General features: G+C 40.8%; 8 protein-coding genes and 2 tRNA genes. 5 read left to right on the top strand and 5 right to left on the bottom strand.

What is annotated here, in order from left to right; all coding sequences use genetic code 11:
- Nucleotides 1-2: 2 nt before the first annotated feature.
- The 5 genes from INT03_RS14000 to INT03_RS13980 are packed head-to-tail and all read left to right on the top strand — an operon-like array spanning nt 3 to nt 11,343.
- Nucleotides 3-614, top strand: a complete 612-nt coding sequence (locus INT03_RS14000) for a DUF1788 domain-containing protein (protein WP_193009405.1) — start codon at nt 3-5, stop codon at nt 612-614.
- On the top strand, nt 565-4,230 hold the full coding sequence (gene brxC, locus INT03_RS13995) for a BREX system P-loop protein BrxC (RefSeq protein WP_226950212.1): 3,666 nt from the start codon (nt 565-567) through the stop codon (nt 4,228-4,230). The genes INT03_RS14000 and brxC overlap by 50 nt, the downstream gene beginning before the upstream one ends.
- Nucleotides 4,230-7,763 carry a BREX-1 system adenine-specific DNA-methyltransferase PglX gene (pglX, locus tag INT03_RS13990; RefSeq protein WP_193009404.1) on the top strand — a complete coding sequence of 1,178 codons (3,534 nt, stop codon included), beginning with the start codon at nt 4,230-4,232 and terminating at the stop codon, nt 7,761-7,763. Before brxC ends, pglX begins: the two co-directional genes overlap by 1 nt.
- Nucleotides 7,763-10,261 (top strand): BREX-1 system phosphatase PglZ type A, encoded by a 2,499-nt coding sequence (pglZ, locus tag INT03_RS13985; RefSeq protein ID WP_193009403.1) that lies wholly within the window; start codon nt 7,763-7,765, stop codon nt 10,259-10,261. Before pglX ends, pglZ begins: the two co-directional genes overlap by 1 nt.
- A 44-nt stretch (nt 10,262-10,305) precedes the next feature.
- A complete protein-coding gene (locus INT03_RS13980) occupies nt 10,306-11,343 on the top strand; it encodes a hypothetical protein (RefSeq protein ID WP_193009536.1) in 1,038 nt (345 codons plus the stop codon).
- 83 nt (nt 11,344-11,426) lie between these two features.
- Here INT03_RS13980 and INT03_RS13975 read toward each other — a convergent pair whose 3' ends face one another.
- From INT03_RS13975 to INT03_RS13955, 5 genes are all read right to left on the bottom strand, one after another.
- Nucleotides 11,427-12,791, bottom strand: a complete 1,365-nt coding sequence (locus INT03_RS13975; protein WP_193009402.1) for a tyrosine-type recombinase/integrase — start codon at nt 12,789-12,791, stop codon at nt 11,427-11,429.
- A 164-nt stretch (nt 12,792-12,955) separates the two neighbouring features.
- Nucleotides 12,956-13,042: transfer RNA gene (locus INT03_RS13970), tRNA-Leu, on the bottom strand.
- 123 nt (nt 13,043-13,165) lie between these two features.
- Nucleotides 13,166-13,239 (bottom strand) — tRNA-Cys (locus INT03_RS13965).
- A gap of 396 nt (nt 13,240-13,635) precedes the next feature.
- Nucleotides 13,636-14,733, bottom strand: coding sequence for a formate dehydrogenase accessory sulfurtransferase FdhD (locus INT03_RS13960; RefSeq protein WP_193009401.1), 1,098 nt, complete (start codon nt 14,731-14,733; stop codon nt 13,636-13,638).
- An 85-nt stretch (nt 14,734-14,818) separates the two neighbouring features.
- Nucleotides 14,819-17,191 (bottom strand): FdhF/YdeP family oxidoreductase, encoded by a 2,373-nt coding sequence (locus tag INT03_RS13955; RefSeq protein WP_193009400.1) that lies wholly within the window; start codon nt 17,189-17,191, stop codon nt 14,819-14,821.
- Nucleotides 17,192-17,312: the final 121 nt, after the last annotated feature.

The following is a 17,312-nucleotide window of genomic DNA, read 5'->3' as shown; positions in this document are numbered from 1 at the left end:
TCATGACTATGAGCAACGTACAAGCATGTGATAAAAAAAGTTATGATCATCTTTTTTCTGTCATTTCAAGTGAGAATTTCCTTAAGATGCAAGGCCTAGGGAATGAGGTTCCATTTTTCATTTGTCCTTTTAGGCCTGAAGAATCAAACGAGATGCTGCGTCTTGAAGACCAATTAACTAAGCAGTTACAGAAAAATGGTATCAATATCTTGGCTATAAATTTGTACGATCTGTCTATAGAGCTACTCAAAGAACGCGAAATTTTTGATCAGATACTAGAAATGGAACAGCAGATTGACAAAGAACAGCTGAAAGAGTTGCTTCAAGGAGTCTTAGATCCTGAGTCTCATTTGGCACCAGCGATTGCTAAGAAGCTAAGTAGTACAGAATACGATGTTCTTTTTCTATCAGGTGTTGGTGAGGTTTTCCCGTATATACGTTCGCATAACGTTTTGAATAACTTACAAAGTACAGCCAAAGAAAAACCAACCGTTATCTTTTTTCCAGGAGCCTACACTCATTCTTTAGAGTCTGGCGCATCGCTTGATTTATTTGGCAGACTGCATGATGACAAATACTATCGAGCATTCAACATTTATCACTGTGAAGCATAATGAGACAGATATGACTGCCCTTAAAACAATATTTCAAAAACCAGTAAACCGTCCAATTGAAGGTGTAATTAAAGCTGATGATGAAGCCAGCCTACGCCTAGAGTTAGAAGAGTATGTATTAACAGATGAAGTAGAAAATCGTCTAATATCATTTTTCGATGCTTACAATGACTATCAGGTTGCTAATGGTGTCTGGCTTTCTGGGTTTTTTGGTTCGGGAAAATCACACTTATTGAAAATGTTGGCGCTATTACTTGAGAATCGCCAAATAGATAACACATCGGCACTGGAGTTATTCTTGCCTAAGTGTGGTGATAATGATGCATTGAGCTCTGGTATCACAAACGCGGTTGCGATTCCCTCTAAAAGCATTTTGTTTAACATTGACCAAAAAGCAGATGTTATTAGTAAGACACAGGTTGATGCTTTATTGGCAGTATTTGTTAAAGTTTTCGATGAAATGTGTGGCTACTACGGTAAGCAGGGACATATTGCTCAGTTTGAACGTGACCTCGATAGTCGAAAACTTTATGGTAGCTTCAAAGAGGCATATGAATCTATCGCTAATAAGCCTTGGGAAAAAGGACGTGAGCAGGCAATACTTGAAGCAAAGAATATTGCTCAAGCTTATAGTCAGGTTACTGGAGAAGATCAGGCGCTAGCTATGGGTATTTTAGATAAATACCGTAGTCAGTATCATGTATCGATTGAAGATTTCGCTTCTCAAGTTGATGATTATATTGAGCGTCAGATTAAAGAAAATGGCTACACTGAGTTTCGTCTAAACTTCTTTGTTGATGAGGTGGGGCAATATATAGCTGAAAACGTTAAGCTTATGACCAACCTTCAGACTATCGCTGAGAGCTTAGCGACCAAGTCTCGTGGGCGTTCTTGGATTATTGTAACCGCCCAAGAAGATATGGGGACTGTTGTTGGTGAGATGGGCAAGCAACAAAGTAATGACTTTTCAAAAATTCAAGCTCGCTTTGCTAACCGTATGAAGCTAACCAGTGCCAACGTAGCAGAAGTTATCCAAAAGCGTCTCCTCGTTAAGACTGATGAAGGCGCTCAGTTGCTATCTGGCATATATGATAATCAGTCAAACAATTTTAAAACGCTGTTTGATTTCGCTGATGGATCACAGACATATAGAAATTTTAAAGACAAAGAACACTTTATAAATAGCTATCCATTCATCCCTTACCAGTTCAGCTTGTTTCAGTCTGCGATTGCTGATCTATCCTTACATAATGCTTTTGAGGGTAAGCATAGCTCAGTTGGTGAGCGTTCGATGTTGGGTGTGTTTCAACAAGTAGCAATAAAAGTAGGTGATCATGACATAGGTCAGCTAGCAACTTTTGATTTAATGTTTGAAGGTATTCGTACCGCATTGAAGTCCAACATTCAACGAGCTGTTATCAATGCAGAAACCCATTTAGATAATAAATTTGCAGTACAGGTATTAAAAGCATTGTTTTTAGTGAAATATGTTGATGGATTCAAATCCACAATTCGTAATATCTGTGTCTTAATGCTAAGTAGCTTTGGTGAGGATGTAGCTGTACTTCGTCAGCGTGTTGAAGAGGCGCTTAATCTACTAGAGGACGAGACCTATGTACAACGTACAGGAGATATGTACGAGTATTTGACGGACGAAGAAAAAGATATTGAAGAAGAAATAAAAAATACAGAAGTGGAAGCAGCTGATGTTGCCACTGAGCTTGAAAGCATAATCTTTGATCAAGTGATTAAAAATCGCAAGATTCGTTACAGTAGCGGCGCATCAGGTAGCCAAGGACAAGACTATTCTTATTCACGAAAGCTTGATGATAAGTTATATGGTCGTGAATACGAGATAGGTATCAATGTCATCAGCCCGTTTTATGAGCATGCTGAAAATGAAGAGATGATGTCTAATAAATCTACCTTTTCTAGCGATGAATTATTTGTAATCCTGCCAGCCGACTCTCGCTTGATGAGTGATATAACGATGTACAAACGTACAGAGAAATATGTCAAGCAAAACTATTCTATTGCTCAGCAAGAGACGGTAAAACGTATCTTAGGCGAGAAAGGACAACAAAATACTAAGCGTCAGGCCGAGTTGCTACAGCGAATAAAAAGTCTCATGAGTCAGGCAAAGTTGCTCGTAGCAGGTACGGAGCTAAATATTAGCTCAGAAGATGCCCAGTTACGTATTGAAAAAGGCTTCCATGAGCTTGTTTCTAGAGCATATCCACATCTACGTATGTTACGCGATGTATCTTACACAGAGGCTGATGTTGCCAAGATTCTCGACTCTACCCAACAAGACATGCTGGGTGACGATACGACCGCATTAGCTGAGCCAGAGCGTGATGTATTATCTTTTATCCAAAGAAATGCTAGTGCGGCTATACGGACGACAGTAAAAGGGTTGTTAGAACAGTTTGAAAAAAAACCATACGGATGGTCATACGCCGCTGTACTCAGCACCCTTGCAAAGTTATGTGTAAATGGCAAGGTCGAAGTTCGAATGGATGGCAGCATACTTGAGGATAGAGAGCTTGCGCGTGCCTTAGTAAATAGTCAACGTCAAAGCAACCTGGTATTAGAGCCCCAAGTTGACTTTTCTTCGTCACAAGTTCGTCATCTCAAAGAGTTTTATGAAGACTTTTTTGCTAAGCCTGCTAGTAATAATGAGGCAAAAGCACTAGGCAATGAAACGATTGATGCATTCAAAGAGATGTTACAAGATTTGGAGGGTTGGTATGCACAGTCCGCACGATATCCTTTCTTGAGTGCATTAGATCCCGCTATTCAGCAAATCAAAAAGCTTTCAAAATCATCCTACGCATGGTTTTTAACTGACCTTAACGAAGATATTGAAGATGAGCTTCTGAAGATCAAAGAGCAGCTGATAGATCCTATTTACAATTTTATGAATGGTTCTCAAAGAGAAATATATGATAACACTCAAAATTTCTTGAAAGATCAATCAGCGAACTTTGATTATATCGAAAGAGAACAGGTGAGGGTGCTTGAGGCCAGTCTAAACGATACCTCTATATATAAAGGCAGTAAGATCCAACAGGTCAAAGTGCTATTAGGCAGCTTGAAAGACAAGGTCAATGATGCCCTACAGGAAGCTCGTAGCCAATCGATTGAAGCGCTTAAACAAATGCAGTCGCGTATGCAAGAGATGGATGAGTATAAAAAACTTCCAGATATCAGACAGGCAGAACTTGACGCTCCTTATACACAACTGATTGATAAGGTGAATGAAGAGAAGCTGATTGCCGTTATTAATGATAGATTGCGATACTTTGAAGACAAGGGCTATGCAACTTTATTGCAGAAAATGGTAGTAATGGCAACGCCCAAGCCACCACCAACGCCTGCAAAGGTAAGTACTAACAACGGTGATAAGAGTGATAAAGACCAATCACAAGTGTCTGCGCTATCTGAGCCTAAACAGGTGAGTGAGCCTAAAAATGAGTATATCAACTCAAACAAAATCAGGGTGGATTACGATCGAGCTTGGATAGAGAACGAGACCGATGTAGAGCGTTATCTAGAGGCGATGAGTGAGGCACTGCTCAGCGAAATACGTAAAGGTAAAAGGATCTATATCTAATGGAAACGACCAAACTCAAAAAATTTGCTCAACAGGCACGTGTCACTTTGATTGAGCAAGTCGCTACTAAGCTCAAATTTGTACGCGCAGAAGAAAGTTTAGCCAGACGTGAGAATCCTATCGCTGTTAAAAAGCTAGAGGAGCTAATCAAGCAGCAGTCCGAACAGGAAATCGTCGAGCGTATCGCATACATCTGGTTCAACCGTTTCTGTGCCCTTCGCTTCATGGATATGAATCGCTATAACCGCAGCCTCGTGGTCTCTGCTGCTGCCGATGATACTCAACCTGAAGTACTGGCGCTGGCAAAGGCTGGAGACATTGATGAGCGAGTGGTATCAGAACCAGTCCGTGAGCAAATCCTCAATCTGTTAAATGGCAGAGCGCCCAGTCAAAATCCTGAAGCAGAAGTTTATCGTCTGCTACTGGTCGCATACTGTAATCAATGGCATGAGTCCATGCCATTCTTATTCCAGCGTATCGACGACTATACAGAGTTGCTAATGCCTGATGACTTGCTGTCCAGTAGCTCAGTATTAACTGATATGCGTGAAGCCATGCCAGCAAGCGCTTGTAAAGACGTTGAAGTCATTGGTTGGTTGTATCAGTTTTACATATCAGATAAAAAAGATGATGTATTTGCAAGATTAAAGAAAAATGAGAAAGTGACACCAGAAAATATTCCAGCGGCTACTCAGCTATTCACGCCACATTGGATCGTACGTTATTTGGTAGAGAACTCGCTTGGGCGATTATGGTTGCTGAATCATCCAGAGTCCAAGTTAGCAGACAGCATGGAATACTATATAAAGCCTGCTGATGATAATGATGACTCTGATTATCTCAAGGTAGCGCGTCCAGAAGATCTTAAAATTTGCGATCCAGCATGTGGCTCAGGTCACATGCTGACTTATGCGTTTGATCTGCTATACGCGATCTATGAAGAGCAAGGCTATGGTGCAGCAGACATACCTTCGCTTATCTTAACGCATAACTTGTACGGTATTGAGATTGATGAACGAGCTGGTGAGTTGGCGGCTTTTGCATTGACTATGAAAGCACGTGATCGTCATCGTCGATTCTTCAATACAGGCGTACGTCCAAATATCTGTGTGCTTGAGCCGATCAGTTTTGATGACGATGAGTTAGATGAGTATATGGACTTTATCGGCCGTGATATATTTACCGCTGACTTAGAGGAAACGCTGCGCCAGTTTGATGAGGTCGATAATTTTGGTTCTTTGATCAGACCAAAGCTAAAAAATGTTGCTGAAATTTTAGAGCAGTTGGAAGCGACTGATGTCTCAGGGCAGTTATTTTTAGGTCATACTCATCAAAAGGTACTTAAGCTTTTAAAACAAGCAGATTATTTAAGTCCACAATATCATATTGTCGTTGCTAATCCACCATATATGGGTGGCGGAGGTATGAACGTTAGGCTAAAAAAATGGGCTGAAAAAGAATATTTTAATAGTAAGTATGATTTATTTGCTATGTTCATTGAACGTAGCATAAGCCTTACGATAGAGCATGGACTAATTGCAATGATTACTATGCATAGTTGGATGTTTATATCTTCTTACGAAAGGCTTAGGGAGGGCATTCTAAAGAGTAATACTATATTATCGATGGCTCATTTTGGCTCACGAGCTTTTGATACTATTAGTGGGGAAAAAGTTCAAACTACGGCATTTGTTTTAGCTAATACACCCAATCTAGAATATATTGGTAGCTACTTAAGACTAGTAGATGGAAGCTCGGAAAGAGCGAAGTATACATTAATTAAAAGAATTGCAAATAACATTGAAGATGAATTAATATTCAAAACTTCCGTTAATCGCTTTAACGAGATACCTGGCAAACCAATTGCTTATTGGATTAGTGAAAACTCTATAAGTTGTTTCAAAAATAAACCATTAAGTGATAGTGCGGTTTTTAGAGCAGGACTGCAAACTGGTAACAACGATCTATTCCTGAGATTTTGGTATGAAGTTAGTATAGGTCATTTTGAACCTTCATGTAGAAATAGAGAAGAATCCGTTAAGTCTGAAGCAAAATGGTTTCCTCTAAATAAAGGTGGTGGTTACCGCAAGTGGTATGGTAATAAAGACTATTCGATCAACTGGAAAAATGATGGGTATGACATAAAAGAGAAAAAAAGAAATGACTTAGAAGCTGGGAAAATAACTCGCAATAATTCCAAATGCTGGAATCAGGATTTTTATTTTAAAGATGGTTTAACATGGTCATCACTATCTTCAGATGAATTTTCACTTAGAGACAATGGTTATGGATCTTTATTTGATACTAAAGGGCAGATGCTTTTCCCTATAACTTTAAGTGATAAACATACTTTACTTGGATTATTAAATTCTAAAGCTGCTTATTATTTCTTATCAGCAATGTCGCCTACTTTAGATTTCAATGGAGGTATAGTAGCTAAAATTCCGTTAAGTGAAACTCAGGAAAACTTTTCTTATATTGAGAGCATGGTGCTTTTATCAAAAAAGGACTGGGATTCTTACGAAGACTCATGGGATTTTACTACCTTACCACTGCTTGAAAGCAAATATCGCCAGTCAAAATTATCGGATACCTATAAAGAGCTACGCACTCATTGGCAACAAATGACCGATGACATGAAGCGGTTAGAAGAAGAAAATAATCGTATTTTTATTGACGCCTATGGTCTGCAAGATGAGTTAACTCCAGAAGTACCTCTTAAAGAGATTACTCTGACCTGTAATCCGTATTATCGCTATGGTGGCGATAAGACAGACGATGAGCTAGAGGCGCTATTGCTAGCTGATACCATGCGTGAGCTGATCTCGTATGCCGTTGGCTGTATGTTTGGTCGCTATAGCTTAGACAAGCCTGGGCTGATACTTGCCAATCAAGGTGACAAAATAGAGCAGTATTTTGAACAGATACCTAATCCAAGTTTCATGCCTGATAAAAACAACGTTATTCCTATTTTAGATGATGGCTGGTTCAGCGATGATATTGTTGAGCGCTTCCGTAAATTCATCAAAGTGGCTTTTGGTGAAGAGCAGTATGAAAGCAATATGCAATTCATTGAGCAGTCGCTTGGCAAGAATGACAAGCCACGTGATATTCGTGACTATTTCCTAAAAGACTTCTATGACGATCACGTAAAACGTTATAAGAAACGTCCAATATATTGGCTATTCACTAGTGGTAGCTTTAGTGCGCTTATCTACATGCATCGCTATCAGCCAGATACGGTAAGTATCGTACTCAATGACTATCTACGCGAATTCCGTACTAAGCTTAATGCTTATAAAGACCAGCTTACTATGATCAATATTAGTGCCAGTCAAAGCCAAAGTGAAAAAACAAAAGCACAAAAAAAGCTAGATATCACTAACAAAATGATCACAGAGATGGAAGATTATGAGCGCGACGTACTCTATCCATTAGCGACCAAACAAATAGAGATAGACCTAGATGATGGTGTAAAAGTAAACTACCCTAAATTTGGTAAAGCATTAAAGAAAGTGACGGGGCTTAGCTAATGAATGATCGCATCATCAACGCATTACAGCAGCTCTTTAAAAAACATCGTATTGTTTTTTGGTACGATGCCAAGCATGAGCTGCGTGATGACTTTGACAGTCTAGTATTAGAGAATATTGAAAAAATTGTCCTAGATAACAATGAGTTCAGTGTTAAATATAAAATAATACGTGAGCAGCCTAATCAAAAATTTCTGCTTTATCGTGCAGGTGCTCAGCCTGCGCTATTAGATAATTGGCTATTGGATGTACAGCTGGCTCACGGGGAATTTCGTACTGACCAAGTTGCTATCTGGCTCTCGGAGTTATCATTAGGTATTGAGTTTGCAGAGGTCTTAAAGGATCATGCAGAGTTCTTTCGCGCTAAAAGCCGTAAAGATGCTCTAAGCAAGCTTATAGAGCCCAGTGATAGCTCAGGTATGGTTCAGCTAAAGATGCTGGCTGTTTGTGCTAAGAGCGAGCCTAAAATGGACACAGTCGTTGAGAGTCTGTTGCAGGACTTAGCCAATGATAAAGATGAAAAGATGAGTCTGATTAGTCGATCTGCTCTTGATGGCTTTTTCTGGGAGCAAATGAATCGCTACTATGGCTATAACTCTACTGAGCCTAGTATTCATGATTTTGCCATTGAACTCTTCAAGTCTAGCTATGCAATGGCAACGGATGGTCAGGTAAAGCTGTCCAATGATGCTTTGGTATTTCTGAAACGTTGGAAAGATAGTAGACAATATAAAGACAGCTTTGAGATGTTATCCGATAAATTTTCTGATGATCTTGATATTAGAGATGATCTTAGTAGTAGAGATTTTAAACAGCTCATCGATATAGACTACTTCCGTTTAATCGATAACAAGATAATTAGCGCGCTAGCTAATGCAGTCTTGCAAAGTGACTTTACCGCTGAGCAAATGGCCATCTGGATTCGCCAGCGTCGTCAGAGTCACTGGTACGCTGATTTTGAGCATACCTACCAAGCCCTTGATAATGCAGCGCAGTTTATAGCTACTTTTAATCAAGTCAAAATCGATATGGATAGCCTTGTACAAGGGGTAGAGCGTTATACCCAGTCTTGGTACAAGCTTGATCAGCTTTATCGTAAGTTTATCTACCATAAACTTGAGTCAGGAGAGGTGTCACTGCTCAACCATCTTAACGATAAAATAGAGAATATATACTCTAATAACTATTTGCTTAAGTTAGGTAATCGCTTTCAGGAATTCGTAGAATCTGAAAGCCAATGGAATGCTGCGGCAATTCTCAGACAGGATAACTTTTTTGGTCATTGGGTGAAACCGTTTCTAGATAACAACAACAAGATATACGTTATCATCTCAGATGCCATGCGCTATGAGATAGCGGATGAACTGGTCAGCTTAATACGTCAAGAAGATCGTTACAGTGCTGATATAGCGCCTATGCTGTCTATGCTACCTAGCTATACTCAGCTTGGTATGGCAGCGCTCCTACCAAACGATACATTATCCATAGCAGACAACACTTCAGGCACAGTGCTTGTGAATGGTCAAAGCTCTCAAGGAACGTCCAATAGAAGTAAGATACTTAAAGCTGCGTTGCAAGATCGAGGAGATGCGATCACTGCCGATAATTTTATGCAGCTCAATAGAGAGGGCAGTCGAGAGCTGTTAAAAGCTAACGACGTCATTTATATTTATCATAATCGGATAGATCATACTGGCGACAAAATGCACTCAGAAGGGCAGGCGTTTGAAGCGGCAGAAAAGACGCTTAGCGATTTAATGAAAATCATTAAGAAGCTAGCAGCAGCTAATGCTAATAACATTTTAATCACGGCTGATCACGGTTTTATTTACCAAAACCGTGAGATAGATCAGAGCGATTTTTCAGGTGCTGAAGTAAGAGGCAAAGAAATATTATACAAAGATCGTCGATTTATACTGGGTAAGGGATTGGTTGATTCACCAGGCTTGCATAAGTTTAGCTCTGAAGCGCTCGGTTTAATTGGTGATGTTGAAGTACAGATACCTAAGTCGATTAATCGCTTAAGACTTAGTGGCTCGGGAAGCCGCTTTGTACATGGCGGAGCATCATTACAGGAAGTTGTCGTTCCCGTCGTTAGCATTAATAAAAAAAGGCAAAGTGATACTACAGCAGTTGAGGTAGATATTTTACGCGGATCCAATTCTCTAATTACTACAGAGGAGCTTACCGTTAGCTTATATCAAAGCACCCCTGTCACTGAAAAAAATCAGCCCCGTATGCTGAGAGTAGGTGTCTACACTGAATCAGGTGAGTTGATCTCAGATAGCTATGAGATGACATTCGATTTACGCTCAGAAAACCCTCGCGCGCGTGAGCAGCAGGTAAACTTGATTTTCACGCGTAGAATCGATGAGCTTAACGGTCAAGAGGTTGTTTTAAAGCTAGAAGAAAAAGTAGGCGGAACTTCTCACTACAAAGAATACAAATCGCTTAAATATACAGTAAGACGTTCATTTACGAGTGATTTTGATTTTTAAACTGTTTTGATGCATAGAGTATCTGTAAAAGGAGTCATACCGCAGTGGACACGACTGATATAGCAATGACATCTGAAGTAACTACGCTCGGTTGGGTGGTATTGGTCGTGGTACTAGGAGTAATATTATTTGCTGTTATAAGAAAAATAAAAAGCGACAGGCGTTTCAAACTTAAAAAACTAAAAGTTCGTAGTAAAATCAAAGCATTACCAATTGATAATACTATTGATGATCAAGCATCTATGAGTATAAGTAACCAGGAATACGAAAGTAGCTTTGCAAAATATAGCGATGCGTTTAACCAACATATTGACGTGCGTAACCAAACTAATGCTTTATTAAAGAAGCTAGAAAATACTACTATCCATAACTTTAAACTGATAGAAAAAAGTAAAAGCTTGTGTAAACAGCCTTACGATAAATATGAACTAGAGCAAAAACTTAACTCGTATAGCTTTGTACCAGAGGAGTTATACCCTTTAAAACGTATATCAAAGTTTTATATAAAGCCAATTGTAGCAGTGATGTTTGGTGCATTGATTGGCGCTATTTTAGTTATGGCATTATTAGGCTTGGTATCAATGTTTGGAAATGCTTCCACTGGAACCTCTATCCAATCTTTGTCAGGTGCTGCAGAAACTAATGCTACCTTGGCATGGTTTGGCGGTGGCTCTCTAGTATCAGGTGGGGACGGTATTAATGGCGGTATAGTTGCATTAGGCGTTGTATTTTTTATTCCAGTTGCAGCCTTGCTTTATTCCTCTGTTAACGGCCGTGAGAAGAATATTCAGAAGTTCAAGTCAGAAACAAAAAAATTAAACTATGATGATGTGCAGCTTAGAAACAGTAATCGATGCATAGAGTCTGAAATAGCCCACATTAAGAACCTTTATAGATACATAGAAGAATCTTATGAAGATACTTGCAAGCTTATGTATCCGAAAGGATATATAACAAGAATGCGAAGGGGTTTGTCGAGTATGATCAATAAAGATCATTATAGTAAGGAAGAGGCCAAAGCGATCGATAGGCTAGCGCAAGCGGTTTACTATGTCGATCAAACGTCTGATAAAATGAGATAGGCTTCGCAGCTTTCCTAATCTATTGCTATTAGCTTAATAACAGTTTTTAGTAAATATTATATTGCTCAATATTTTTTTAAATTTTAGCCGGAGACTTTACGGCTAAGTAATCCAAGCACTTTGTCCTCACCAAGCTGATCAATTAATGCTTGTAGCTGCGCGGTAGAGTCAGCTTTGGTTTGCGCATCCGCTCTAAACTTTGCCGTATCTCTACCTTCTCGCAAAGCATCTAAATAATCAGCCCACTTCTGCATCATATCACTACGATCGTCAATGTATTCGAATCGACCATATGCCGTGCCATTAGGATCTTTGGTTGTATGACCCAAAGCCATCTCAACAAGCACGAGAGGATACTTTAATTGCTCTTGTAAGATGGTTTTCGCTGTAGCTCTAAAGCCGTGAGCACAATGAATGTCTTTGTAGCCCAAATCTTTTAAACGCTTATTCGCTGTCGCATCAGAGATGATCTGATGCTTTTTTGCTGTCTCACTGTAGAAGACAAATTTAGTATGACCATTGATTTGCTGCTGCTCACGCAAAATAGCTACTGCTTGACGAGGTAGGGGCACGACCATGTCCTTGACCATATTTACCTTGCCTTGGCCTTTTAAAGGCTTTAACCGCCACCTACCAGCTTCCAGATCTAAGTCAGCCCAGCGCATACGGCGTAGATCACCATTACGCACAAAGAGTAATGCTAATAGCCTAAGGGAATTGATAGTGTTTGGATCACCTTCTATAGTCTCGATATCACGTAGCAGCTTAGCTAATTCTTTAGGCTTAGTGATCGCAGGACGATGACCATAGCTCGATTTAGCCAATTGGCTTTTGATCAAGGCAGCTGGATTGCTACTACAGAAGCCGCGAGCACCAGCATAGACAAATACGTCGCTGGCGATACCTGCACAGCGTTCAGCCTTATCTGTGGGTTTGCCAGCTTTATTTAATGAGTTAGCTTGAATGTCTAACAGGACTTCAAGCATTTTAGGAGAGGTGATCTCGCTGATTGGCTCGTCACCAATATATTTGCATATAAGATCAAGACGACCTTTCTTACGAATGAGGGTATTGCTCTTCTGAGTTTGATCTAGACCGTCAAAGTACTCCCATGCAAAATGATTAAAAGAGTTTTTAGTTTTACTAATAATGCTTTTCTTTATTTCTTCACGATGTAATTTTGGGTCAACCCCTTTGCTTAGTAGGTCTTCATATTCACGCCAAACTTCACAGGCACGAGCATATGAGATATTTGGATATATACCTATGGAGATAATGCTTTGCTTAGGATTTGAAGGCGGGTAGTAGCGATACATCCATGACTTAGTCTCAGTAGGACGTACCATTAAGAATAGTTTAGGATGATTTTTGACAGCAACGAAGTACTTCTTACCTTCAGGCTTATGGCTGCTGATGCTTCGGTCTGAACTGATCGCTTTTCTTTCCATATCCTAGATCTCCATGAGTAGACTCAAAACTCGGTATACTTGACAGTATACTCAAAGTGCATGGATTAGGATAGATTCATAAGACAGTATAGAACGCCAGATACAACAAAACCCCTGATATCAGGGGCTTTAGCTGTTCTATAAGATAGTATAGGACTATGTAATGGTACCCGGAGCCGGACTTGAACCGGCACGCTATTACTAGCGAGGGATTTTAAATCCCTTGTGTCTACCAATTTCACCACCCGGGCAAAACTTGTATTATCTAAAAGTAAGCTTTCTACTTGTTAGATAGTGGTCGCTATTATAAGCATTTATATTAATAAAGCAAGCTAAAATTAATATAATATGAATAAAATTTTAACCTAAATAATTGGAGGCTGAGGTCGGAATCGAACCGGCGTTAACGGAGTTGCAGTCCGCTGCATGACCACTCTGCCACCCAGCCAATCAAGGACGCCTATATTAGCAAATATAATTTAAATTACAAGTTATTTTTTAGCTAAATGCGAATTATCTACTCAATTCTCCTTATTTGACCATAAATTAATGGCTATTCAAAGTATTAAGAGGTCAAATTAAGCTATTATCAAGCTTAAAATTAGGAATGGTTCGTCAAAAAACATCATAATTATCAAACACACAACGAAATAATATCTTTATTATTTCGTTGTGTGTTTGATAAAACGAGATAGGGAATAGATAGTGTTTTAAAAAGGTCTTGTTTGAGCTAAAAAGGAGACCGTTTATTATCGAAAAATCAGCGTTATATGTCTGTCATTAAAGCGCTGCAAATGAGAGTTTATGAATAAGTGCGCTTAATGAGAGAGTCGAGCATAAAACTTTATAGGTCTGAATAATTTGAATAGTAAGTGACTCTGTTATCACGCAAAAAACCCGCTAATCCTAAGCCATAACGCTCAGCGACACGCACTGCGGTACTGGTAGGTGCAGACATACCGACTAGCCAAGGGATGCGCCCACGAATCGATTTTTGTATCAGTTCAATCGATAGGCGCGAGGTCATAAGGACGCAGCTAATCTCTATTTTATTGCGCAGTTGCCAACCGATCAGCTTATCAAGCGCATTATGGCGTCCTACATCTTCGAATAGGTATAGCTGCTGATTATACATCGTCGCAGCGGCGTGTACGGCACCAGTCAATTGGTGAGTATGCTGCATCGCATCGACTTGCTGGCGTATTGCTAATAGACAGTCAAGACTTGGTGTATCTGCCTTTTGTCTGTTTTGACGATAGATACTCAAGTCAGGCAGTGCTTGTGTTAGCCCTGTGATGCCGCATATACCACAACCTGTACGCCCTGCTAGCTGACGTTTTTGCGCTTGGATACGCTGATGACAACGCTGGTTTAGTACTAGCTCCACCACATAAATGTCATAATCTTGCAGTGACGATAAGCTTTGTTCAAATGCTGCAGATTCTAAACTTTCATCCGTAGCATCTCTTATAAATCGTTCCTTTATAAATGAATCTTGCGTGAGATTTTGATAATCTGCAATATCATTCAGTTGGGTAACTTCCCAATCAAGCAGCTCATGACTATGCTGAATTAAGCCTTCGCTAGACAAAAAGCCGACGGCTAAATACTCTAGCTGGTGAGGGCTTGCCATCAGTACCGCATAGTGAATACCATTGATAACGATAGCAACCGCAGCTTCCACTGCTAAGCTCGCTGATTGGCAGTCGATACTGATTTGCTGCATATGGGTCTGTGCAATATTAGTCTTAGCAACACGGGTCTCAATAATGTTGTTAGAGTTATACTTATCTGTCGGATAATGATGCTTTTGCGCCCAATGATTACGTGCAAGCGGCGTTGCAGATGACTCTATAGTTTCTGACGTCTTATCTGTTAGGGTGTTTACCGAAAAATTATCGCTATATTTTGCGTCAGTTTCAGTATCACTTTGGGCAATCATAATACCTCGTTATATCGTATGGTCATTACCAAAATTATCATCTCCTTTAAATATATGCATCATTCAATGATTCGCCCGTTGCTGACTATGCATGATCGGTCGTAACAGCATTTGCCTCAACGCGTTGCAAAACAACGGTCGTCGATTTATACGCTGGTATGTGAGAGTCTGGTGCATGCGTGTCTAAATCAAATAAATCATTACATTCAGGATAATAAGTTGCGACAGCGTTAGCGGCGATATCCATCTCAGTCAATACTAACGGCCCTAGCGTGCGTGGCTGAGCGGTACCGTCTGTGTTATTTGAACCATTTGAGCTGGCATGGCGAGATACCATTACTCGGTCACCTGCTTGCCAACCCAAACGAGTCATTTCATCTGGGTGCATAAACAACACATCACGGCGAGTGGTTTGGCGATAGCGATCTTCAAATCCGAAAATCATGGTATTAAATTGGTCATGGCTACGGACACTGGTCAATTGCCAAATTTTTTGTTCATTGTTTGGCGCACTATTAGTATTATCATTGGGTTTTTTGTCATGGTGAAAGGCTAAAGAGGTCTCTGCCATTTGTGCTGCGACGTAGGTGATAGGGTATTGTGGTACTTCAAATTGCGCTTTGCCACTGTCAGTATTCCACACACGATGCCGCGCAGAATGGTACAAATGAAAGCCACGCTCGGTTTCGCGAATACGCTGATTAAAGTCTTCAAAACCGTCAATCGCTTGGGCGATATAATCACGAACGATGTCAAAGTCTTCACTCATTGCTTGCCAAGGAATGGACGAATCAGCACCAAGCAAATGAGTGGCGATATCTGCCACAATTTGTGCTTCAGATTTCAACGTATCGCTGACGGGTTTCAGGTTGCCTCGAGTGGGTACAATCTGACACATGGAATCTTCGATAGTGGCAAATTGCTCACCTTTGGCAGTAATAATACGTTCGGTACGACCTAAGCAAGGCAGAATAAGATTGTTCGCGCCCGGATACAGCATAGTTTCATTAAGTTTAGTACCGACAAAAATATTGAGCTGAGTGGTGGTTAAAGCTTGCTGAATTGCACTGGTATCAGGTGCTGCCACGGCATAATTACCGCCCATACTCATAAATACTTTTAGCTTACCGGCAATCAATGCTTTTGCACCAGAGACCACATCAAAGCCATTTTCTTGCGGCATCGGACGTTCAAACACACGCTCAAGGCTGTCTAGTAGCTTTTGTGCAGGGCGCTCATGGATGCCCATGGTACGGTCGCCCTGTACGTTAGAGTGACCACGGACGGGAGACGCGCCTGCGCCATCAATACCAATCATACCCATTAATAATAATAGGTTGGTAATCATCGCTACATTGTCATCGCCTTGGACGTGATGAGTGATGCCCATGCCCCAGGTGCAAATGGTCGCAGGACTCGCCGCTACCAGTTTTGCTATAATAATGATTTCCTCTTTACTGATACCAGACCCGCGTTCCACATCAGGCCATGATTGTTGGCGCAGCCATGCGTCGAGTGCCTCATATCCTGACGTATGCTCATCGATAAAGCTTTGATCGATTTTATTGTTTTTAGTCAGCCACTTAGCGATACCGGTCAAGAGTGCTGCATCGCCGCCGATCTGAATTTGAATGACCTCATCGACCATCTCATCACTTTGACCAGCTGCCATATGCGTGGGCTTTTGCGGATTTCTAAATTTACGTAAGCCTTGTTCGCGCATAGGGTTGATTGAGAGGATTCGACAGCCTTGCTCGTGAGCATGAGCAAGCATTTCAAGCATGCGTGGATGATTGGTCGCAGGATTTTGTCCAAACATCAATATCAGTTTGGCTTGCTCAAAGTCTTCCAATTTCACGGTCGCTTTGCCAATACCCAACTGTCTACCGAGCATTACCGACGTTGGTTCGTGACACATATTGGAGCAATCTGGTAAATTATTGGTGCCAAAACAGCGCACAAACAGCTGATACATAAAGGCGGGCTCGTTGGTCACACGGCCTGAGGTATAAAATAGCGCCTCATCTGGCGAATCAAGCTGTCCTAACTGCTCAGCGATACATTGATAAGCAGCTTCCCAAGAGATTGGTAAGTAGCGGTCTTGCGCGGCATCATAATATACAGGCTCTGATAAACGACCACTATGCTCAAGCTCATAGCCCGACCAGCCTTGTAATTCAGTGACGCTATGTCGCGCAAAAAACTGCGCATCGGCTTTTTTTGTCATGGTCTCACTAGCAATGACTTTGATACCATTTTCACAGACGTCGATGGCTTTATGTGATTTGTGGTCAGGCCAAGCGCAGCCCGGACAGTCGAATCCGCCTTTAGGTTGGTTGCTTTTTAGCACACTTACGCTACCCCGTAAAAAAGTCTGATAATCCATCAGCTTACGAGTAGAGGAAATCAGCGCAGGCCAACCGGCAGCAGGGTGGGAGTAGACAGGAATTTTGCGCATGACAGACCTCATAGTAAATGGCGGTAGCGAACTTTGATATACAGCAACTATATAGTGACGAGCGAGAAGTTTGTAGAAGCATTAACTTTGACATACTCCCACCACTTTCGCCAAGCTCAAG

Source organism: Psychrobacter sp. PG1 (assembly GCF_014897815.1).
In the GTDB taxonomy this organism is placed as follows: domain Bacteria; phylum Pseudomonadota; class Gammaproteobacteria; order Pseudomonadales; family Moraxellaceae; genus Psychrobacter.
The sequence above is the reverse complement of the archived record's forward strand: the minus strand, read 5'-3'. Positions and strand labels throughout refer to the sequence as shown.